The sequence below is a fragment of the Aneurinibacillus thermoaerophilus genome (assembly GCF_900099925.1).
GTDB lineage: Bacteria > Bacillota > Bacilli > Aneurinibacillales > Aneurinibacillaceae > Aneurinibacillus > Aneurinibacillus thermoaerophilus.
This window is the reverse complement of the sequence record NZ_FNDE01000008.1, coordinates 80393-102396: the sequence shown is the minus strand read 5'-3', so window position 1 is coordinate 102396 and position 22004 is coordinate 80393. Positions and strand designations below refer to the sequence as shown.

The following is a 22004-nucleotide window of genomic DNA, read 5'->3' as shown; positions in this document are numbered from 1 at the left end:
TGTTTATATCCCTCCTATGAACCGTCCTGGATTTAATATGCGGTTCGGATCAATCGAACGTTTTATGCCCTCAAGCAAAAAGAAAGAAGAGGGCGTACCTCCCCATACCTCTATCTTCTGGCGCAGCGCAAGCGGGGCATGCTGAATAATGGCATATCCTCCCTTTCGGCCGATGAACGAACGCACCTCTTCGATATAGGAGAGAAGCGTTTCTTCCGTATGTTCGCCGATATATACATAGCTCAAACCATGGCCTGCTCCTCCCCTAGCCTTCACGGTTATTCCTTTAACCTGACCCAGCATATGACACATGGGCACGATGTCAAGAACATCCATGTTCTTGCTGCCGATTTTCACTGTCACCCTTGCATCCCAAAGACCTTCCTCCTCCGCTCCGCGCGGGGAAATCCGACTAAAATCGTCCCACCATTTTTCCGCCTTTTCACATTCCAGAATGTACATACGGCTGACGGGCGGTCTGTGAGACTGTATCCATTCTTCCTGATAGCGGACGGCCTTTTCGACATCTTCAAACGCGATCGCTAGCATATAGCCATTTTCCCCATACATTCGCTCCGTTAAGGTTGGGCTTAGAAGCTCAAGCGAGAACGGCTCCAATACTGAATCAAGCAGAGAAACGACAAAAGGGCGCATCGCTGCTATATCTTTCTCCGGAAAAACAAGCAGAACCAGGCTCTCATACTGGGGAAGAGGACGAAGTTTCAGCGAAATTTCACTAATTACTCCAAGGGTTCCCATGGAACCGATAAACAGCTTGTTCATGTCATATCCGGCTACGTTTTTCACAACTTTTCCGCCCGTCCGGATCACGGTGCCATCAGGATATACCACCCTCAGGCCGATGACATGGTCTCTGGCCGAGCCGTACCGCAACCGCTTTGGCCCGCTTTCATTCGTCGCCACGACTCCGCCGATCGTGGCGAATTCAGGCCAAGGCGGATCAAGTGGAAGCATTTGCTTATGTGCGGCAAGCCCTTCTTTTAACTCTTGAATGGTCGTGCCAGCTCGTACGGTGACAATCATATCTCCAGGCGAGTGCTCGATGATGCCCTTATATTCGGAAAGAGAAAGCAAAAAGTCGACATTCTCTTTTGTTCCTCCCCATCCCCTTTTTGTACCGCCGCCCTCGGGAATAACTGTGAGGCCACGTTCGTTTGCATGACGCAAAATAAGCGCAATTTCTTCCTCTGTATGGGGATACACCGTATAAGGAGCCGTATTTCCTAACGGGCAGTACGCTCGGCCTGTCTGTCTCCGGATTCGCTGCTGGGAAATCATCTTCTGAAACGGGAATGAAATCACGAATACGCTTCCCCCCTTAGCTTCTTTAAAATGAATGGTACTGCTTTTTGTCTTTTTTTTCAATTTATTTAAAAAATAAAGGCGAAACGTTGCTAGATAGCGCGTTTCACCTTTTTGTCCTAACCTCTCGATATAAAGGTTCCTGCCTGTACTTACTGTGCAACAGGCTCCCTTTCTTTATGTTCTTCAAGTTCATAAAAAGGGAAGGATGGATAGCCGAATTCTAATACATCCTGACAACGGCCACAAATGGTTTCCTCTGTCATTTCGCGATGGCATCGCTGGCAAATTTGTTTTTTTTGCATATGTATCCAACTCCTTTGTTCATAGTTACACTATTTGTTTATATGAAAAATTACAAACAAAATGCCAAAGATGCTTGATGTTTATTTTTTCTGAATATAAGGTCAAAAAAATTAATGATAACCAACAATATAGCCAATAGTCCCATTCACAAAAAAATCCTGTTATTTTTTTCCTATTAATCAATCTCATAGAAACGAAAATTTATTGTTCTTATCCTATTTGAATGTCGGTCTGTGTACCCTTGGCTCTTCTCCAAAATCCATCCATAATTTTGAATTACAAAAATATGTAAGGAGGCAATACATTCATGATGCACAAGCCTTTTTCTTTTCTATCTACCATCTTGGCCGCAAGCTTGCTGGCTGGAAGTACTGTATATGCTGCGCCGCCTGCCCCGATCCAACATGAACACACCGCGCCGGCCCATGCGGATCACCAAATCACGAAACGAACAGACGCCGAAAACATGTACAACACCATCCAATTTCTTTCCCAGGCACCGCGTGTAGCCGGTTCACCAGAGGAATTAAAAGCCGTTCGCTATATCGAGCAACAATTTAAATCATACGGTTATCATGTAGAAGTGCAGCCGTTTCAGTTTGAGGGATATACTGCCCCTTCCGAAGTGACATTAAAAATTGGAACAGAGAAGAAAGAAGGAGAAGCATTTACATATTCCCCGAACAGTGACGTCACCGCCGAACTTGTCTATGTGGGACTCGGCACAACTGCGGATGTAGCCGGCAAAGACTTGAACGGAAAAATCGCCCTCATTCAGCGAGGCAACATTTCGTTCGCTGACAAAGTACGCAACGCGGCCAAGCAAGGGGCCAAAGCGGTTATCATCTACAACAATACGGATGGAAAACTAAACGGAACGCTCGGCGGCTCGGACGCGTCATTCGTAGCTGCTGTCGGTATTACGAAACAGGAGGGGGACGCACTGGCGGCGAATTTGCGAGCGGGCGAAAAGATCACAGCCACTGTAAAAGTGGCGGGCGCTGAAGTAAAAACGCTCACTTCCCACAATGTCATCGCGACTAAAAAACCGGATGCCAACAAGAAAAACACCAATGACATTATTATTATCGGCTCACACCACGATTCGGTGGAAAAAGCTCCGGGCGCGAACGATGACGCTTCCGGCGTGGCGGTCACCCTTGAGCTCGCACGTGTGATGTCCAAACTAAAAACCGATACGGAACTGCGCTTCATCACCTTCGGCGCGGAGGAAAACGGCTTAATCGGTTCGAAGAAATATGCGGCTTCGCTCAGTGAAGATGAAATCAAGCGTACAATCGGCATGTTCCAACTGGACATGGTCGGAAGCAAGGATGCCGGTGACTTAATCATGTATACGATTGACGGCAAGAAAAACCGGGTGACCGACCTAGGTGCTGCAGCAAGCTCCCGCCTCTCCGGTGTGTTGCCATACGGCCAAGAAGGCCGCAGTGACCACGAATCGTTCCATGCGCTTGGCATTCCGGCCGCTCTGTTTATTCACGCTCCAGTCGAACCATGGTACCATACACCAAATGATACGCTTGACAAGATTAGCAAGGAAAAGCTGGACAATGTCGCGGATATTGTCGGCTCTGCCGTATATCAGGCTGCCCGTCCAGGCGAACTTGTCATTGAGCCGATCGATTATCCAAGAAGAAATGTGGAATTACAAAACTAACCGTTAAGATTCCGTTTTTATAACGCAAAACAATTCCAGCAAATAAATAACCTGAGCCCCGTCAAATATGGGGCTCAGGTATCTCCATCGTCGATTATGGCCTTACTTAATATTTGCTTCCTTTAAGTAAGGAAATGCCCTCGCTCATGCTCCCTCACCTTTTTGCATAAAAACGAGGGCCCTATTCTTCATCCCATTCCATCGGCACAGTTACATATTGGCCTGTCAGAGCATCCACATACCCATATTCTTCCGAATGGCCCCACGCATAGATAAGGATGGGGGAAGGCGCACGCTGATCCATGTATCTTGGCCAAATGTATTGCAGCTTCAACGGTTTGTTCTTCAGGAAAGTTTTAAGCGCCTGTTCCTTCGTTACGATATTCTGTGCGTCAGGTAAGTTCAGTTCGTCTCGCGGAGCCGCAAAGGAGAATCCGCTCACTTTGCCTGTTCGCTTATCCACCGTTACGGAGTAGGAACGATCCTGTACGGGAATACCCTCGTGCAATTCATAAAAAGAAAACCAATATTCGTTTGGCCCACTTGCCATCATCTCTGGCGAAAGTTTGCTTTTATCAACCCAGGCCGGGGGTTCCAGTTCCTTCCAAATAAAATCTGTCCATTGAATGTGCTTGGCCGTTGGCCCAGCATACTTCTCCAAAAAGGCAAGCGCCGTATCAAGCGCCTGTTCTTTCGTTGCCATCGTCGCATTTGCCTCTTGTTCTTTTTCTGTGTACATCGACCAGCTGGCGCTTTGCACACGTCCCGTCTTCTTCTCTACCATGGCATGCAAGGTGATTCGAGGGTCTTCTGTCTCGAAATTGTATGACTGATACGGACTGTTTTCCTCTTCAGTCATAAAATGCTCGCTCCGCCGCAGCTGGGATATAAACTGCTCGACACCAAACAGTTTTGCCAGCGTCTGTTTCGCTTCTTCCTCAGAACGAACGATGAGCGATTGCCCTTGCGGATTGAGCGTGATTTCTTTCTTCGAGACGGAGCTATCCTTGTCTTTTCTCCATTCTTCCCCGCTCAGTATATCAATTGGTTTTCCGTTTTCAGGATGAAGATACGTATAACCGAGAAAATCATACTTCAGTACCGGTTTCGTTTTTTGTTCGGAGTATGGGTGGCTACTGTATTTCTCCGGTTGTGCTTCTACATAGTTTAGCTCCAAGCTATCAGCGGTGGCGATTTTTTGCTTGATCTCTTCTACAGACTTAGCAGTATCCGGCTTCGGTGCAGAAACTTTGTCAAGGTCCACTGGCCTGTATGTATAGCTTACAACATGGCCGAAAGCATCAATGCCCAATTGCGGTCCTTCATAGAGAATGGGAAGGCCGTTCAGCATAAGTGGGAAATCCACATGGCGCTCACTCCACTCCGTTTTTGTCCCATCCTCGTGATGGATAGCAGAACCGCTTCCACCGCTCAATCGCGGTTCTCCGAATTGTTGCCTGTTTTCTGCACCAAACCACTGCGTAAGGAACCGCTCCGCCGCCTCAAACGCCAGCTGGCGCGACGGATTTTTCTCAGACGCCCATTCCAACAATTGCAGATTAAAGCTCAACAGTTCTCCGGTCTTGCCATCAAACTCAAGATAGGCACTTGATTCTCCCCTCTGCTCCCTTTCCGCTTCTGGCAAACGATTACTCAGATGCACAAAAAATTTGCCGTCTCTTTCTGAGGTACCGCTTGTAACAATGTGCAGTTTTTTCAATTCAGGCTGCAGCGCAAATAACCTGTCCATCGATTTCTGCACAGCGGGTGGAATAGGAGCAAGAAGTTCACTTGCATCAGCCGCTTCCACAGGCTGGATCATCTCGCTCCCCGTCTCGGCGGCAAGAGCCGGAACGGCAGGAACGAACGAAGAGGCCAGCAGCAAGGCAGCCAATGGTAGCGAATGTTTCATCACAAATCCCCCTTCTGAATAAAAATAGAAACTATTTCCATCATACATGAAATCATTGAAATAGCAACCATTTTCTAAAAAAAACAAGAAAATCTTGATTCAGCACCGATTTATCCCTTCGAATATTTGTTTGTTTTTTAGGAGGATTTTTCATTTGCAGGGCTTTTTTACACTGTCAACCACAAGGGAATAATATTAGTCTGCCCTAATTTTTGTTTGTACTGCTTTATTCATCCATGAAGGGGGATCACTGAAGTCAGCAAACAATCCTTTGTTTCTTTTTTCTAAAAATAAATGAGTGATGGTCTCGTAACCTAGATCGTTCGGGTGTACCACATCTGCTAACAGATGTGGTTTGTTCAAGAAATCATGAAAAGGCTCAACCAAATGGGAGTTATATCGCTTGGCCAGCATCCCGTATATTTTGTTTACCTTTTGCAAGAGCATATTGGCAAAAGAATATAAAGCATCATCAGGGTGTCCAGGATTATAAAATCCCATAATCATAACTTCAGCATTGGGATTATCAAAAGTAATTCGTTGCAATAACTGATTAACATTCCGCTTTAATTTGTAAATGGTTGTGAAATAATCAGCCATGCTGCCTTTTCTTTTATATGTTTCAATAAGATCAATTCCCCCGATAGTAATGGTAATATTTGTAGCCTTTTGCCATTGCTCCCTTACAGGGGTTTTTTCGATATACTGTAAAAGTTCGCTACTGCTCATGCCGGAGCGACCAAGGTTTACATATTGACAATAAGGTGTTTGCCTTATGGCCTTAAAAAATTTTGCTGCAAAAGAGGATTCGATACTTGAGGCTCCAACGCCTTCGGTTAAAGAGTCTCCCATTGCTACATAATATACTCGATTTTCCATGATTCTCCCCCTTATTGACGATCATAGGAATAATGAACAAGTACATTATTTCCTAAAAGGAAAGAAGTTATGAAGCCTTAATTAGGAGAGGTTTTACTTTGTTTCCATGTAATCGTTGAGCTGTATAGCATAAAGATATGAAAGAATTAAGTCTTGTCCATAAGCCATGCTTTTTCAGTATAATACAAGCAAGGAGGGAGAACCGATGTCAAAAAAATATTTTACTGTCGCGGAAGCAAATCAACTGTTACCAATGATTCGCGAAGAAATCGCGGCGCTACAGCAGATTCGCAACGAATTCCGACAGAAATATCTTGAGCTGACGACATACAAAAAACGACACGTCCAACAGGCCGCACTTGATACACAGGAAGAATATATCTTTAAATTAGAAAGCAGCATGGAATTTTTAGAAATACAGGCGAAGATGCATGTCAACAATATCCGTAATCAGGGGGCCCAATTAAAAGAAATCGAGCCGGGGCTGGTTGATTTTCCAACGATTATAAATGGAGAGGAAGCGCTGTTGTGCTGGCGGGAAGGCGAAGAAAAAATTACGCACTATCACGGTCTTTATGATGGGTTCGCTGGGAGAAAAAAATTGGAATGATACGATGCTGATTGATGCTCATATCCATCTTGATCAGTATTCAGACACCGAATTAGACAAGTGTATCCCGGAATGGCAAGCCGCGCGTGTCGGTGCGGTGATAGCTGTATCTATGAACCTTGCTTCCGCACATCGGACGTTGGAACTTAAGAAACGGTATCCCGATTTTGTATATGCGGCTATCGGCTATCATCCGGAACAACCTTTCCCCCACCCCGCTGAAATTGAGGAGATCTTTTCACTTATAAAACAGGAGAAAGAGAAACTTTGTGCCATCGGGGAAGTCGGACTTCCTTATTACAGTCCGCATGCTGGAGCATGGGCAGAAGCATATGGGGAATTATTGGGACAGTTCGCCGCGCTGGCAGCAGAGACAGATTTGCCGCTCGTGCTGCATGCTGTCCACGACAAGGCGGAACCCGCGTTAGAGATCATCCTTGCGCAAGGTGTATGCAAAGCGCATTTTCACTGGCTCAAGGCGCCAGACGATGTGATCGATCGCATCATCCGATGCGGATATTATATTTCGCTTACCCCGGAAGTTTGCTACCGGAAGCGAGATCAGCGTCTAGCGCTTCGCGTTCCTCTCTCCGGCCTGCTTTTGGAAACAGACGGTCCCTGGCCACATAGTGGGCCGTTTACGGGAAAAAGAACTACCCCGTTGTTTTTGCGAGACAGTGTCGCTACAGTCGCAGCATTGCGTGGCCTCGCTTTCGCGGAGGTCGCCGCGTCCAGCACTCGTGCGACGCAGAAATTATACGGGATTCCAGAAGCTTGTTCTTATATGTAGCAAAGCCCTCAAAATAAGGGCTTTTTTCTTTGAGTATATCTGGAGCGAAGCACGTAAAAAGAAAAAACAAGAGCAGTTTGCTATACTAAAAAAAGGAAATGATATTGAGGTAAAGCGAGGTTCTATACATGTATCCCGAAGCTTTAATTGATTATCTTGTATATTTCCATGCGGATCGCGATTATTTCGAGTGCCATGAGGTACTAGAAGAATATTGGAAGAGTTTGCCGAAAGAAGAACGGAACGAGATGTGGGTCGGCTTAATTCAGATCGCGGTCGGATTATACCATCATCGGCGTGGTAATTTTGCCGGCGCGGAAAAAATGATCGCAGGCGCACTGAAGCGGCTTGATGCAGCCGAATTGGATCAGTATGGTTTTTTCGGTCAGGAATTAATCGATCGTTTAATAGTCAGAAAACAAGAAATTCATGAACGTAAACCTTATACGGATATGAACTTGCCGATCCGTCCTGATAAATTACTTCGGGCATGCGAAATCCGATGCAGCAAGCGAAATGTACGCTGGCTGTCCACAAGCGATTTACAGAACGAATTTTTGCTGCATAAACATACGCTGCGCAACAGAAGCGAAGTCATTAAAGCGCGAGAAGCGGAACTTAAGCGCCGCCGAAATAGATCCACATCGTCTTCCGATACATGCCCATAGAAAACAATGTTTCTTCGATTTATGAAAAAAGATGGATTCCAAAACAAGGCAACTAAGAATAACTTACTAAAATTTTAAATTTTTACATATTATATACTAATCTATTACCTTTCCTTAACATTTCTATTTTTATAATGCATAGAGAATTTCAAACCACATATCCATCAAGGAAAGGGGAACCATTCAGTGGACAAAAACAAATGGTTGCAAGAATTATGTAAATCGAATGAACTGAACGTGCAGAAGATGGGACGGCGCGAATTCTTGCGTGCTACAGGAAAAATCGCTGGCCTAACGCTTGGGCTGACCTTACTTGGCTCTTTGAAAGGAATTCCGGTGGACGCGTCCCCGAAATTCAAATCATATCCATTTACGCTAGGCGTTGCCTCTGGCGATCCGTCGCCTGACGGAGCGGTGCTGTGGACAAGGCTAGCTCCAGATCCACTTAACGGCGGCGGCATGCCGTTTCATAATGTGCCCGTACAGTGGGAAGTGGCATTGGATGAAGGATTCCGTCATGTTGTACAGCGCGGAACGGAATTCGCCCGTGCGGAACTGGCCCATTCCGTCCATGTTGAGGTAAATGGACTGCGCCCGGACACATGGTATTATTACCGATTTAAAGCAGGAGCGGAAATCAGTCCGACCGGCCGTACGAAAACATTGCCTGCGGTGGAAGCACCTCTCGCCCGGCTGACGTTCGCGTTTGCTTCTTGTCAGCAATACGAGCACGGGTATTTCACTGCTTACCGCCGGATGGCCGAAGAAGATTTAGATGTTGTGTTCCATCTCGGAGACTACATCTACGAATACGGAGCCAATGAATATGTGGCAGACGGCGGCAACGTCCGCACCCACCAAGGAAGCGAAATTATGACGCTGGAAGATTACCGCAACCGATACGCACAATATAAAACGGATGCGGATCTGCGCGAAGCGCACGCTGCTTTTCCATGGATTGTAACCTGGGATGACCATGAAGTGGAAAATAATTATGCCGGGCCTATTCCAGAAAAAGGACAATCTCCGGAAGCGTTTATGAAAAGAAGGATAGCCGCATACCAAGCATATTACGAACACATGCCACTGCGTCGTTCCTCCTTGCCGCAAGGAGTCGTTATGCAGTTATATCGTCGTTTCGCATACGGAAATTTGGCGGAGTTTCATGTGCTTGATACGCGCCAATACCGGGATGATCAGGCCAATGGAGATGGCTCTAAGCCGCCAAGCCCGGAATCGCTGAATCCGCAACGCACATTGCTCGGGACGGAACAAGAAAAATGGTTGTTGGATGGCCTTACCCGCTCAGGAGCACGTTGGAACGTGCTAGCACAGCAAGTGTTTTTCTGTCAGCGTGATTACACCGAAGGCCCCGGCCAAAAGCTCAGCATGGATGCTTGGGACGGATATCCGGCGAACCGCGATCGTTTGGTGAATTTTATGGCGGAGCATGCCGGAAGGAATTTTGTTGTTCTTACCGGCGATGTACACGCGAACTGGGCTGCGGAGATTAAAAAAGATTTTAATGACTCGAATTCCGCAACGCTTGGTGTAGAAATCGTAGGCACTTCGATCACGTCAGGTGGCGATGGTTCGGATGTGCGCGCCGATACGGAGCGCATTTTGCAGGAAAATCCGCATATTAAGTTTTTTAATAATCATCGTGGCTATGTGCGTTGTACGGTAACGCCGGAAAAATGGCAGACGGACTACCGTGTGCTTCCGTACGTAAGCCGCAAAGGCGCTCCTGTCGTTACGCGTGCGTCTTTTGTAACAGAGAGCGGAAAACCGGGCCTCATACTTGTCGGAGAACAACCGGTCGCGACAACGCACTCGCTTACGCTTGTTTAGCCGATCGGCAATTTTTCGTTTTTCATTATGATAGTTCCTGCTGGCAGGCGTAACCAAAGCCACAGGAAGAAAAAAGGAAGAAAAAAGGTTGTTGAACATGCATGTCCAACAACCTTTTTTCTTCCCTTGCTATTTTCGATAATTGTGCGCCATCGCGATAAAAGTTTGTTCATCTTCAATCAAGCCGCAGGCGCCGCATTGAATCCGGCGCGTGCTGCCCTGATAAGGCATATGAAACGGATCAAGCTCATTCGCAGCATATTCCTGCACCACTTCTCCGCTCTGCGGATTCATTTTTACATAGCGCGGAATCTGATCCATAATAGCGAATCGAGTTCGGTTTGTTTTACATCTAGGGCATAAATAAGGTGTATTCATCATCCTTCTCCTTTCATTTGTGCATATTAATTAATCGCGCAATTTTTCCTTTAAAAGGCCGAGCACATACGCCAAGCCTTTCGCTCGGCCAATTTCTTTATACACTTCCTCACTTTCAGGCAGGTTACTGGCGTTAAGCGCGGCCTGGATTTGTTCTTGCTGAATATCAGCAATTAGCTTTTCGACATCCTGCCGTCCCATCATTTTTTTCACGCCTTTCTTTTCTTTTTTCTATGTTATGAAAACGCAAGGTTTTTATTCACTTTTTCCCTGAATGTAGAAAAAAGTTCTACTAGAAGAAACCATGCCATATGAATGAAAAGAATCGTTCGATTCTAGCAAATTTATTTTTTAAGGAATGAAAGGAGAAGGAATGAACAAAGTTAGGCAAATGGGATGTTTCTTATTAGGGTTGGTGCTCATTATGTGGTTATATCCCGCTAAGGGTGGCGATACGATGGTGCAAAAAGGTGATGGGACCATCACAGAAACTCTTACATACACCTCTTCTCTCTTACTTCAGGTTTGGGAGCGGGAAAAGGTGCGTCCTGTACTGGCAGCGACGCTTCCCGATGAAAATCGGGACGAGCAGGTTATAGCGGCGGATAAAAAACGCCCAGCTCATTACTTACAGAAGTTTCGTGGGAATATCTCGGCATACACGAATGGCCTAAGAGAAACAGGAAAAACATCGCGTCATCCAGATTACGGGATTACGGCCAGCGGCCACCGAACGAAAGCGGGAGTTACGGTGGCCGCCGGGCGGCATATCCCTTTTGGAACGGTCATTTACATCGAAGGAATCGGGTACCGCACCGTTCATGATCGCGGTGGCGCCATTCATGGAAACAAAATTGACGTATTTATGTCAAACATGAACCAGGTTCGAAAATTCGGACGCCGCCATCTGGACGTATATATTGTAAAATGGGGTGACGGCAAACGAAAGCGACGGTAAATGCAATCATACCTTTTCATGCCATTTCGCCAAAAATAAAAAAGTGGGTTCAGACATGTCCGAACCCAAATGATAGTGACAACATATTCAGCAAAAATACTATCCTAACGTAGGATAGTATTAATGGTACAGAAAAAACTTTTTAAATCAATGATGAATGATTGGTTAAATTGTTAGCATTTTGTTAAAAATTAAAGAGGTTTGTTTTTGGTCAAAATCCTATAAATAAAAAATGCGGGAACCATCAAAGAAATATAGTACCTTCTCTTTCACTGGGCGACCCGTAATTTCTTCTACGGCTCGGGCATAGCTAGCAAGCTGATCGCGGTACCTTGCTTTTAGCAACGCGTCCGGTAAGTCGACCGTATTGTCCGTCTTGTAATCCAGCAATATCCATCCGTCTTCATATTCTACCAGGCAATCGATAACCCCCTGCAGCAATACCGTTTCATCCAGCTGCTCGTCCGTTCCGTTTTCGCCTCGGTTCCATTCCGGATAAACTTCGCTTGCTGGAAGCGAAAGGTTGAACGGGATTTCGCGGAAAATTCGCCCGCCGTTTTCTCGGATTTTCCGGCTGATATCGCTTTGAAAGAACCGCTCAATTTGCACGATGTCAATCGCTTGCGCTTCCAGTGGCGTCAACAGTTCTTGCCGAACCATGCGCGCGATTGCTTCTTCGATTTCTTCCTTTGTAAGCGCGCAGTCAAGCGGCAGTTGCTGCATAACAGTATGCGTTGCAGTTCCTCTCTCGGCCGCGTTCAGTTTCTTTTCCGACAGAAACTGGGGACGCTCTGCCGTTTCGCTCCGGAAAAGCCCTGACATATATGCAGGTCCGCCTACCTCTTCCCTCTGCATCGCAGCCTGACGACGCCGTTTCAGTTCTGATACGGACAGTTTGGACAATAATTCGGTCGCTTTTCGGTACGGGTATTTCCAGGAAAGCTGGCGTTCCACCGTTTCCCGGTAGGGGCTGCTTACAGGAACGGGACGTCCTTCAGCGACCGCGCGCGCTATTTCTTGCTGAATTTGTTCTTCTTCGCCCGACACTTCTATTAGTTCAAAAGCCTGATAACACTTGATTTTCCAGCGTGAAGGATGCTCACGGATAAAATCTGGTGCGCGTTCCGTCCGGTCAATATATGCATACAGCAATTCACCATCCCGATGCCGTATGAGCGCAGGTCCGATCCAATCAAGATATGTACGCCCTTTGACAAGTTCATAATCCGGCAACATCCATGAAGGCAGCGACACGTGCTGTGCCCATTTTCCCACCGCTTTGGCCAGATTATCCACCGTGCCGACAAGGAGCAATTTTTCGCGCGCACGGGTAAGCGCCACGTACAACACCCGCATCTCTTCAGCCAGCAGTTCTAGGCGCATGCGCCGTTTCATGGAAATAAGCGGGAGCGTTGGAAAGCTGATACGTTGTACAGGATCAACATATTTTGGTCCAAATCCCAATTCTTTGTGCAATAAAAAATTTCGTCGCAAGTCTTGGAGATTGTGCTGCTTGGACAAGCCAGCGACAAATACGATCGGAAACTCCAGCCCTTTGCTTTTATGGATCGTCATAATACGCACCACATCTTCTTGTTCACCGAGCGCACGCGCCGTTCCCATATCTCCGCCCTGCTCCTGCATTTTCTCAATAAACCGGAGGAAGCGAAACAAGCCGCGGAACGAGGTTGCTTCGTACTGGCAAGCCCGATCGTACAGGACGCGCAGGTTTGCCTGACGCTGCTTGCCACCCGGCAAACCGCCGACGAAGTCATAATAGCCGGTTTCACGGTAGATTTGCCAGATAAGCGAAGATAAAGCGCCCTGCCGGGCTTCCGTTCTCCAATTCTGTAGACGAGTTAGAAATTCGTTCAGTTTCCGCCAGAGCGGCGGCTGATCGTCCGCATGCTGTTCGAGATAGGCAAGCAGTGCTTCGTAATAGCTGTTCTCTTTTTGTGCCAAGCGAATCTGCGCCAATTCTTCCGCATTAAGCCCAACAAGCGGCGAACGCAGCACAGCGGCGAGCGGAATATCTTGAAACGGGTTATCAATGACATGCAAAAGCGATGTCATAACTTCAATTTCCGTAGCGGCGAAGTACCCTCCGGAAAGTTCGGCGTAAGCGGGAATTCCTTGCCACTTGAACTCTTCTGCCATGACCGATGCCAGGCTGCTTGCCGAACGCAACAAAATAACGATATCACGGTATTGTGCCGGACGCATTGTTTTACTCATTTTATCGTATACAAGGTATGGGTTTTCGCCAGTCGCACCCACCAGCTTTTTAATTTTGTTCGCGATAAGACGAGCTTCTAGCTGGGCCGTTTCCAGTTCGGACGGATCGGACGCTTGTCCGGTGTTTGCCTCTCCCCCTTCTTCCATATTTTCTTGAAGGGGTACAGATTCTTCGTCTTTACTTTTCGTTTTGTTTCGATCGATCAGCATCACTTCAATGCAGGAATCGGTTTCTTCCGTTTCCGGATAGTCTTTGGCACCGAATACGAGCCGGGCGGCTTCATCGTATTCCACTTCCCCGATCGTTTCGCTCATGATCTGCTGAAATACAAAGTTTGTACCATCAATGACCTCACGACGACTTCGGAAGTTCATCGCAAGATCAATTCGTTTTCCGCCTCCTCGTCCGTCCGGCATGAACCGTTTATATTTGTCAAGAAACAACCCCGGTTCAGCGAGACGGAAACGGTAAATGCTTTGCTTCACATCACCCACCATAAACAGGTTGCCTTCCGCTTCGCTGTCTTTCGTCACAAGACTGATGATCATCTCCTGCACTGCGTTGGTGTCTTGGTATTCGTCTACGAGCACTTCGCCAAACTGCGCTCGGTACTCCAGCGCGGCCGCTGAGGGAATGAGGTTGTCCGGCGTCGCCGTTTCATCGCGCAAGATTTGTAAGCAATAGTGTTCTAAATCAGAAAAGTCGACCAATCCTTTTTCCTGCTTTAACGCGCTGTATCTTTCCCCGAACTTTCGCACAAGGTCAATAAGCTTATCAATGAGTGGCCCCATTTCCTGAACGTTTTCAAAATGTAGCCGCGGCGATACAGCAAACAATTCATCTTTCAGTTCTTCCACTATTTTTTTTACGCGGTCGCGCAAATGTTTCACCTGTTCCACCAGCGTTTTATTGTAATCCGCGCCGCGACAACTGTTAAGGCGGCTAAAAGCAGCTCCTTGAAACGCTTCGTACAGCTCTTCCCACGTTCCGTAGCTCGTATGGATAAGTCGTTCGATTAGGGTGGCGTCCTGGTCGAGGGTGCCTAGATATGGCGCAGGCCCGCCATCCATCCTGGCGATATCCGCAGCCTGACGCAGCAGTTCCATGGCTCCGTTCAACTCAAGCCATACGCTTTGGCGTAGAGAATCGAACCAAGGAAGGGCACAAAATTCTTCGAATTTGGTAATCTTATACATACGCGCCATTTCTTCGAGCCAGTGTTCCGGCCATGGATGACTGCGAGAAAATTCGTATACGTTTTGTACCAGCTCTTGTAATTCCATGTCACTGCGGTCGCTTGTATAGCTATCTACCAGCCGGAAAAATAGCGAATTTTCTTCTTCTTCCCCGTATTCTTCTTCAAACAGCTGATCAATGGCTTCCTGACGCAGCAGTTTCGCTTCCGTATCGTCTGCGATGCGGAAAGAAGGATCGATATCGATGAGATAATAATACCGCTGTAGCACTTCCATGCAAAAAGAGTGCAGAGTGGTAATCGAAGCCCGGTTCAACAGCGTAAGCTGGCGCCGCAAATACGGGGAAGGATTTCGGGCAACTGCCTTTTCTAATGCTTCCCCGATGCGATGGCGCATTTCCGCAGCGGCAGCGTTCGTAAATGTGACAACGAGCAAATTATCGACGCCGATCGGATCTTGCTCATCGGAAATACGGCGGATGATGCGTTCGACAAGCACCGCTGTTTTTCCTGAGCCTGCAGCGGCGGCGACCAGCACGTTCGAGCCGCGTGCCGCTATCGCTTCCCATTGCTGATCGGTCCATATGCTGTCGGCCGGTTTTTGCAGGGTTGTCATTCGTATTTCTCCTCTCCTCTTGCAGCGATATCTTGCCATATTTTTTCCTTGTCCTCGTCGCGCAGCACGCGAAATTCACCAGGCTTAATGAACGGATCGAACTGGCACACCGCTTTATAAGCACAATATGTGCAGGCGGTTCGTGCCTTGTGGCGGTACGGGTCAATCGCCACATCCCCATCGGTGATGCGCTGGCCAATTTCTTTAATCAAGCTACGCGTATAGCGGCGCAGTTGATCCAGGCGCTCAACTGAAATGACTTTGGAGCGGCTTGCGAATTCTCCGTTTTTTTTGATGGCTACCGGAATGATATCCGAACTTCCGCTCACGTCCAGCTCACTGTCCATTAAACGTACAATTTCATCATCTTCCACCACAAGCCCTTTCATTTTAAAACGTTTTTGTATTTCGTTTTTCAACTTTTCGTCCGGCAGTGGTCCAGATCCATTCAGCAGCGGGTTGTGTATGTGAAAATATAAAATTCCGGCCGGTTTCGCCGCCTGTCCAAACAGAGCTTCCGCCTGGGAGATTACCACATCAAGGTATGTCAACATTTGCAGCGAAAGACCGAAGTATACGTCTTCAATCGCTAGGTCAGTAGCGCTTGATTTGTAGTCGATGACGCGCAGGAGCAATCCTTGCGAACTTTCTGCGCCATCCACCCGGTCAATTCGCCCGATAAGCTCCATTACACACCCGTTTGGAAGGGTAAAAGTGAGCGGCGGCAGTTCGGCGCCTGGGCCGAATGCAAGCTCGAGCGCGCGGGGGGTGAATTTGCTGCGGCGCGCTTGTTCACCTAATACAACGGCAGCCCGCCCGACCACATTTTTTAATTTGTAAGTCAAATAATGGTTTCGTTTTGAACTTAACAAAATCTCTTTTTGCAATAACGGTTTTAGCGTTTCTACTTGCTCGGCTGCCAATCTATGCATCCTGTCAGCTTCGAGCGAACCCCATTCCAATCCGTGGGCTTTGATGTGTTCACCGACCATTTTCAACGCAGTATGAAATAGCTGGCCGATATCCGGCGCTTCCAGCCGGTACAGTTCACGCTCCCTTAATTTTAGGCCATGCGAAGCAAAATGCGAAAAGGGACACGCCTGGAATCTTTCCATACGTGAGACGCTTGCTCGGATTTTCGTGCCATACAGTTGGCGGCTTGTTTGTTCTTGGAGGTGCTCTTCCTGGTTATAATAGAAAAGTCCGCGTGTGACCTGCTTTTGCCGTTCCGGATATTCACGCTGCAGCCAGTTATACGCATCCCACCAGAGCGGAGCAATGTAATACCCTCTTTGCCATTGCTGTAGCTGCGCGCTTACATATGACAACGCGCGCGCCGGGTTCGCCACAAACGCAAGCTGGGCGGCTTCGTCGGCAATTTCGCTCACCTCCGTTGTAATGAATTCCTCGCGTACTTTCGGGAACATATCTTTGATCCGTTTTATCAAACCGGATGGAAGCAATCCTTTCCCTTCTTCGTCGGCGAGCGCGTAACTTAGAAACAGCTTGTGCGAAGCCGAAGTAAGCGCTCGGTATAGCATGAATTCTTCTTCCATCAGTTTGCGGCGGCTGCTAGACGAGAGCGACATGCCAGTTTGAAGTAGCAGTTCTCTTTCGTGTTCCGATAGCATACCGTTTTCGCTTGGTCGCGCTGGGATGATGCCATCATTAATGCCGAGAATAAACACGCACGGCACATTGGCAAAACGCGTACGATCCAGGCTTCCGACAAGCATTTGATCAAGCGCCGGCGGTACGAGCGCGAATGTCAGGCTTTCCATGCCAGCTTCAATGACGGATGCAAAGGTATCGAGTTCCATTTTTTCTTCGCCCATTACCTCAACGATCTGATCCATCATGGCGATCAGCGCCTGCCATACCTGACCATGTTCGCGCGCCTGCTCCGGTCGCCCTGCGTCTTTTGCCTGTTCACTCCATGCTTCCAAGCGCTTCGGGATATTAAGGCTGATGAGAAATTCATACAGTGCCTGGCACATGTTCCGTGCCGTTTTTGCCTTTTTTAGCGATTCTTCGAGATTTTGCAACGGCCTTGCAACGCGGGCACGCAGCTCATTCAGTTTCACCTCTATTCTTTCTTCCCCTTCCGAACGCTGTATAGCGGCCGCTGTTTGTACCGCATTTTCATCAAGCCCGCGATATGCGCGGTATATCCAACGTTTGCCGTCTGTCCAACGGTATCCTTCTATGCCATATGCCAGCACATAGTTTTCCAATCGGTCGACGCTGTGACGCATGTCTTCCATTGTTTCCCCTTCCACTGGAGAAAGCAGCAGCTCGGTCTTAATACAACGGAAAACCGATTCATAACGCCAGTTATAGCGGATGACTTCCAGCGCGGAGCGGATCAGTTCTGTAAGCGGATGATGAATCATTGGGCGCTTTTCGTCTAGGAAGAACGGAATCTGGTAATCTTGAAAAACCGTCATAAATAAATGTTCATAGTCTTTTATATCGCGCACAAGTACAGCAATATCGCGCCACCGATACCCCTGATCGCGCACAAGCGCAAGCGCGCGCTGGGCGACTCCTTCCACTTCAGCGCGCCGGTGCGCGGCGGCAACCAAGCGAATGGTATCTGTTTCATACGGATAGGGTGCGGCGGGTCTTCTATCATACCATTTTTCCAAGTGCGTAAGAGCCGGGTCGTGCGCGAAGCGCGGAAGCAGGCCGGCTTGTGGAAGCAGCACAGGCACTTCCACGTGAATGGCGCTATTTTTAGCTAATGTAAGTAAATTCCGATATGTAACAGCAGTAGAGTAAAATAAATGCAGTTCATCCGGTTCCGTTTCTCCATCATACGGCTTATCTAGGGTAAGTGTGATGGTAAGATGATCCGCATACAGCAACAACGCACGAAGTACGGCCATCTCCTGAGGGGTGAAGCTGTCAAAGCCGTCTGCCCAGATTTCTGCACCCTGTATGTAACGGGAATGTTCCAGTCGCTCCGCCAGCAGCGGCAGATAATGCTCAGAATCAAGATAGCGATCCGCCAGATATTGCTCCAGCTCCCCGTAAATGATGTGCATGTCGTGCAGCTTGTCTGCGAGAAATCCGGGCTCCTCCACACTGTGCCGGATAAGTGCTTCTTTGTGGTGCAGCAAATCTTCCGCGGTCATGCCATTGCGGGTAAGCTCACAATACATTTCTTCCAACTGGTCGGTAAAACCAAGCCGATTGGCTGCGCGTCCGAATACGCGGAGCTCGTTACCGCGTTTGTCAAGGATACGGCGCAACGCCATTTTAATCCCGATACTGTCGATGTGAATTCGGGATAATCCTCCTGTTTCCTGTAGCACCTTCCATGCCAGACGGCGAAAACTGAAAACCTGAGCCCGCATCGTGCCCTTTACTCCGGATTTTGCCGTCAATTCGTATTCCGCCTGAAAACTCATCTGTTGCGGAACAAGGTAAATCAGAGGCTCGCCTATCGGTTTCTGTTCCAAGCGCCGACGGATTTCTTCCAGACAGAACGCGCTTTTTCCGCTTCCAGCGCGGCCAAGTACGAATCTTAGAGCCATAATGTTTTCACACCTTTGTTTATATATATTACGTCATATTTTTTGATCAATTTCCGCTAGCACTTTTCCAATTTTCTGCTCATAAATCACATTGAGTTCAGTTATTTATTGGACTGAATATACAGTTATCTATGAGCTTTCCTTTGTACATTTATATCTCAGTATAAAAAGCCTTTCTCTTACGAGCGAGAAGGCTTTTTGTCCGGCACGTCTGCATTACTTCTACGACAAACTTAAAGGATGTTTTGCATGTCAAGCACCTCATTTTGTTTGGTACTATCATTATATATAAATAAGACTTGATAGATAAACAGTCTTTTATAAAGGGAGCTATATTCTTCTACAAGTTGGGGTGCATTCCTTTTTTGTGACTAAAAGAGCCTTGGGGCTTCAAGAGCGAAAATTATGCAAAACGCTCATTATAAAAAATAACATGGTGAATTTTAGTCATCCTACGATTTCCCTAAAAACAAAACGAATATAAAAGTTGTATAACAAAAATTGACTAATATAATCTGTTATAATACAATATAAACAAGATAACTCAAAATAGAAAAACAAGTATTATATTGTGAGGAGGAACATTGATGAACGACATAATTGAGAAATTGCGCGAAACTCCGACAACCTGTGTATCTGATGCAATGCAAGGGCTTAATAACTTGCATCCAGACATTAAACCTTTAAAAGAAGAGTATAAAATCGTCGGAAGAGCTTTTACTGTAAAAACAGCAGCCGGAGATAACTTTTACGTACTAAAAGCAATTAGAGAAGCAAAACCCGGGGACATTTTGGTTATTGATGCCAAAGGAGATACATACCGTGCGATCGCCGGTGATTTTGTAGTAGGAATGGCACAAACACTAGGCATTCAAGGAATCGTTGTCGATGGGGTCATTCGGGATGTTATGGGAATCAAAAACTTGAATTTTCCTGTTTTCTGTAAAGGAACAACAGTGGCAGCAAGCAATAAGGTTGGTATCGGCGAAACAAATGTCCCTATTTCTTGCGGAGGAGTCACAGTTCATCCTAATGATATCATTATTGGAGATGTAGATGGTGTAGTGGTCATCCCACAGACAATTGAGCAAGATGTGCTAAATAAAGCAGTTAAAAAAATGAAAAAAGATCAGGAAAGGGAAGAAAGCGTTTTGAAAAGTCGAGAGTCAGTTATACAATATTTAGACAACATACTCTCTAAATAAATCAAAAAACGCTACCCTCCCAGCTAACCATCGTAAAACCGTCCGCCACCCAGTTTGTGTTGAAATACTTCTTTTGCTTATTTTGCTTATATGGATAGCGAACATTCATGTGCCCTTTCTGGGATATCTAACCTATCAATACGTTCAAACAACCAACGTACATTCGGATCTTTAATCTCATATTCCTTCGATTCCGGGAATAACCTGTACGATCCATCGCTTCATGTCCAGAAAAACGATTGGCACAGTCAGTCCTGATTGCCAGTTGTGCTTTGGATAAATAAAACAGTTTAAAAACGCTGCAATCGTTCTCTCGTTTCTTCAATGTTACGCATTTTATTGTCCCAGCACTTCTGACTTAAGTCGACCGGATATTCTTCCGGATTTAACGTTCGTTTATATTCTTCCCAGAAATAAGCCAAATTTTGGTTTGCAAACACCTTGATTTCGTCAAGCGAAGGCGGCGAATAGATAAGCTTTCCATCCTTGAAAATCTCTTTGTGTAAATCGCGCGCTTCAAAATCTGTAACGAATTTGCTAATGAATGTATGAACCGGATGAAACAATTTCAGTTTTTCCTCTTCCTGTGGCCTTTCATCTTCGAGCGCAATGTAATCGCCTTCCGCGTGCTGGTTGATAGTATTGATAATCCGGTACACTCTTTTCGTTCCAGGAGTAGTGACTTTTTCCGGATTGGCAGAAATTTTAATCGTATCCACCATATTTCCGTTCTCGTCTTCGATGGCGACCAGCTTATAAACGGCACCCAACGCCGGCTGGTCATACGCGGTAATTAGCTTGGTTCCGATCCCCCATATATCAATTTTTGCTCCCTGAGCTTTCAGGTTCATAATCGTGTATTCGTCCAAATCATTGGAAGCGATAATCTTTGTGTCTGTAAATCCGGCTTCATCCAGCATTTTCCGCGCCTCTTTGGATAAATAGGCAAGGTCTCCGCTATCGAGGCGGATGCCGGCGAAATGAATGTTATTGCCTAATTCCTTAGCTACGCGGATAGCGTTCGGTACGCCCGAACGCAACGTATCATATGTATCTACCAAAAATACACAATGTTTATGACGACGAGCGTACGTTTTAAACGCCGTATACTCGTCCTTGTACGCTTGTACCATTGCATGGGCATGCGTGCCCGCGACCGGAATGCCAAAACGTTTTCCCGCCCGTACGTTGCTCGTAGCGTCGAAGCCGCCGATGTAGGCGGCGCGCGTTCCCCAGATGGCCGCGTCAAACTCATGAGCCCTTCGTGTACCAAACTCCATAACTGTGGCATTTCCTACTACATGTTTAATACGTGCCGCTTTGGTAGCGACAAGCGTCTGGTAATTGACAATATTCAACAACGCTGTTTCAATCAACTGCGCTTCGATAAGCGGCGCTTCCACCGTAAGAATTGGTTCGTTACCGAACACGATTTGCCCTTCCTCCATGGCACGGATCGTACCGGTAAAACGCATCGTTCTTAAATAATCCAGAAAATCGTCTGCGTATCCCAACTCTTCCTTTAAATATTGAAGATCGCTGTCCGTGAAGCGGAACGATTGAATATACTCAATAATCCGTTCAAGCCCAGCAAAAACGCCGAATCCATTTCCAAACGGAAGCTTGCGGAAATAAAGGTCAAACACTGCTTTCCGCTGATGTATGTTATCTTCCCAATACGTTTCTGCCATATTGATTTGATATAGATCCGTATGCAGTGCAAAGCCGTCGTCTGGATACATGTTACACATGTTGTCTCTCTCCTTTTCGATACCCAGTTTATAAAATTTGCGCACCAAGACAATTTTTCATACATATATTCCTTCCTTTATTCATTTGCAATTATATAATTACCCG

15 protein-coding genes and 1 pseudogene are annotated in these 22004 nt (G+C 46.8%); 7 read left to right on the top strand and 9 right to left on the bottom strand.

Annotation, left to right across the window (positions count from 1 at the left end; genetic code table 11):
• Nucleotides 1–3 precede the first annotated feature (3 nt).
• Complete coding sequence (locus tag BLR88_RS06530) at nucleotides 4–1323, bottom strand: FAD-binding oxidoreductase (protein ID WP_057898855.1); 1320 nt, start codon at nucleotides 1321–1323, stop codon at nucleotides 4–6.
• A gap of 152 nt (nucleotides 1324–1475) precedes the next feature.
• The gene (locus BLR88_RS19460) at nucleotides 1476–1628 is read right to left on the bottom strand and encodes a hypothetical protein (protein WP_175493568.1); all 153 of its coding nucleotides are present in this window, start codon (nucleotides 1626–1628) and stop codon (nucleotides 1476–1478) included.
• Nucleotides 1629–1936: 308 nt separating this feature from the next.
• Between BLR88_RS19460 and BLR88_RS20340 the strand changes: the two genes are divergently transcribed.
• On the top strand, nucleotides 1937–3310 hold the full coding sequence (locus BLR88_RS20340) for a M28 family peptidase (RefSeq protein WP_091260238.1): 1374 nt from the start codon (nucleotides 1937–1939) through the stop codon (nucleotides 3308–3310).
• Nucleotides 3311–3491: 181 nt separating this feature from the next.
• Here the strand turns inward: BLR88_RS20340 and BLR88_RS06520 are convergent, their stop codons facing one another.
• Nucleotides 3492–5222, bottom strand: a complete 1731-nt coding sequence (locus BLR88_RS06520) for a YcdB/YcdC domain-containing protein (protein ID WP_091260236.1) — start codon at nucleotides 5220–5222, stop codon at nucleotides 3492–3494.
• A 195-nt stretch (nucleotides 5223–5417) separates the two neighbouring features.
• Entirely contained in the window at nucleotides 5418–6101 is a 684-nt protein-coding gene (locus BLR88_RS06515; protein ID WP_057898857.1) for an SGNH/GDSL hydrolase family protein, read from the bottom strand.
• Between the two features lie 205 nt (nucleotides 6102–6306).
• Here BLR88_RS06515 and BLR88_RS06510 point away from each other — a divergent pair, with 205 nt between their 5' ends.
• From BLR88_RS06510 to BLR88_RS06495, 4 genes and pseudogenes are all read left to right on the top strand, one after another.
• Complete coding sequence (locus tag BLR88_RS06510) at nucleotides 6307–6711, top strand: DUF2203 domain-containing protein (protein WP_057898858.1); 405 nt, start codon at nucleotides 6307–6309, stop codon at nucleotides 6709–6711.
• Complete coding sequence (locus BLR88_RS06505; RefSeq protein WP_254778239.1) at nucleotides 6677–7501, top strand: TatD family hydrolase; 825 nt, start codon at nucleotides 6677–6679, stop codon at nucleotides 7499–7501. The genes BLR88_RS06510 and BLR88_RS06505 overlap by 35 nt, the downstream gene beginning before the upstream one ends.
• A gap of 128 nt (nucleotides 7502–7629) precedes the next feature.
• Nucleotides 7630–8169 carry a DUF309 domain-containing protein gene (locus tag BLR88_RS06500; RefSeq protein WP_057898859.1) on the top strand — a complete coding sequence of 180 codons (540 nt, stop codon included), beginning with the start codon at nucleotides 7630–7632 and terminating at the stop codon, nucleotides 8167–8169.
• A 246-nt stretch (nucleotides 8170–8415) separates the two neighbouring features.
• Nucleotides 8416–9966, top strand: a pseudogene (locus BLR88_RS06495) (alkaline phosphatase D family protein); the annotation flags it as partial.
• Nucleotides 9967–10149: 183 nt separating this feature from the next.
• Here BLR88_RS06495 and BLR88_RS06490 read toward each other — a convergent pair.
• On the bottom strand, nucleotides 10150–10398 hold the full coding sequence (locus BLR88_RS06490; RefSeq protein ID WP_057898861.1) for a hypothetical protein: 249 nt from the start codon (nucleotides 10396–10398) through the stop codon (nucleotides 10150–10152).
• A gap of 30 nt (nucleotides 10399–10428) precedes the next feature.
• Entirely contained in the window at nucleotides 10429–10602 is a 174-nt protein-coding gene (locus tag BLR88_RS19455) for a hypothetical protein (protein ID WP_156424040.1), read from the bottom strand.
• Nucleotides 10603–10771: 169 nt separating this feature from the next.
• Here BLR88_RS19455 and BLR88_RS06480 point away from each other — a divergent pair, with 169 nt between their 5' ends.
• Nucleotides 10772–11356 carry a 3D domain-containing protein gene (locus BLR88_RS06480; RefSeq protein WP_057898862.1) on the top strand — a complete coding sequence of 195 codons (585 nt, stop codon included), beginning with the start codon at nucleotides 10772–10774 and terminating at the stop codon, nucleotides 11354–11356.
• Nucleotides 11357–11575: 219 nt separating this feature from the next.
• Here BLR88_RS06480 and addA read toward each other — a convergent pair whose 3' ends face one another.
• On the bottom strand, nucleotides 11576–15403 hold the full coding sequence (addA, locus tag BLR88_RS06475; RefSeq protein ID WP_091260232.1) for a helicase-exonuclease AddAB subunit AddA: 3828 nt from the start codon (nucleotides 15401–15403) through the stop codon (nucleotides 11576–11578).
• On the bottom strand, nucleotides 15400–18942 hold the full coding sequence (gene addB, locus BLR88_RS06470) for a helicase-exonuclease AddAB subunit AddB (RefSeq protein ID WP_091260230.1): 3543 nt from the start codon (nucleotides 18940–18942) through the stop codon (nucleotides 15400–15402). The genes addA and addB overlap by 4 nt, the downstream gene beginning before the upstream one ends.
• 587 nt (nucleotides 18943–19529) lie before the next feature.
• Here addB and BLR88_RS06465 point away from each other — a divergent pair.
• Complete coding sequence (locus BLR88_RS06465) at nucleotides 19530–20147, top strand: RraA family protein (protein WP_057898865.1); 618 nt, start codon at nucleotides 19530–19532, stop codon at nucleotides 20145–20147.
• Nucleotides 20148–20437: 290 nt separating this feature from the next.
• Here the strand turns inward: BLR88_RS06465 and BLR88_RS06460 are convergent, their stop codons facing one another.
• On the bottom strand, nucleotides 20438–21898 hold the full coding sequence (locus tag BLR88_RS06460) for a nicotinate phosphoribosyltransferase (RefSeq protein WP_062731152.1): 1461 nt from the start codon (nucleotides 21896–21898) through the stop codon (nucleotides 20438–20440).
• Between the last annotated feature and the right edge of the window lie 106 nt (nucleotides 21899–22004).

Excerpts from the sequence above, each read along its gene's own strand:
- BLR88_RS19460 (WP_175493568.1), bottom strand. The coding sequence starts at position 1,628 with ATGCAAAAAAAACAAATTTGCCAGCGATGCCATCGCGAAATGACAGAG.
- BLR88_RS20340 (WP_091260238.1), top strand. The coding sequence starts at position 1,937 with ATGATGCACAAGCCTTTTTCTTTTCTATCTACCATCTTGGCCGCAAGC.
- BLR88_RS06520 (WP_091260236.1), bottom strand. The coding sequence starts at position 5,222 with ATGAAACATTCGCTACCATTGGCTGCCTTGCTGCTGGCCTCTTCGTTC.
- BLR88_RS06515 (WP_057898857.1), bottom strand. The coding sequence starts at position 6,101 with ATGGAAAATCGAGTATATTATGTAGCAATGGGAGACTCTTTAACCGAA.
- BLR88_RS06510 (WP_057898858.1), top strand. The coding sequence starts at position 6,307 with ATGTCAAAAAAATATTTTACTGTCGCGGAAGCAAATCAACTGTTACCA.
- BLR88_RS06505 (WP_254778239.1), top strand. The coding sequence starts at position 6,677 with ATGATGGGTTCGCTGGGAGAAAAAAATTGGAATGATACGATGCTGATT.
- BLR88_RS06500 (WP_057898859.1), top strand. The coding sequence starts at position 7,630 with ATGTATCCCGAAGCTTTAATTGATTATCTTGTATATTTCCATGCGGAT.
- BLR88_RS06490 (WP_057898861.1), bottom strand. The coding sequence starts at position 10,398 with ATGAATACACCTTATTTATGCCCTAGATGTAAAACAAACCGAACTCGA.
- BLR88_RS19455 (WP_156424040.1), bottom strand. The coding sequence starts at position 10,602 with ATGATGGGACGGCAGGATGTCGAAAAGCTAATTGCTGATATTCAGCAA.
- BLR88_RS06480 (WP_057898862.1), top strand. The coding sequence starts at position 10,772 with ATGAACAAAGTTAGGCAAATGGGATGTTTCTTATTAGGGTTGGTGCTC.
- addA (WP_091260232.1), bottom strand. The coding sequence starts at position 15,403 with ATGACAACCCTGCAAAAACCGGCCGACAGCATATGGACCGATCAGCAA.
- addB (WP_091260230.1), bottom strand. The coding sequence starts at position 18,942 with ATGGCTCTAAGATTCGTACTTGGCCGCGCTGGAAGCGGAAAAAGCGCG.
- BLR88_RS06465 (WP_057898865.1), top strand. The coding sequence starts at position 19,530 with ATGAACGACATAATTGAGAAATTGCGCGAAACTCCGACAACCTGTGTA.
- BLR88_RS06460 (WP_062731152.1), bottom strand. The coding sequence starts at position 21,898 with ATGTGTAACATGTATCCAGACGACGGCTTTGCACTGCATACGGATCTA.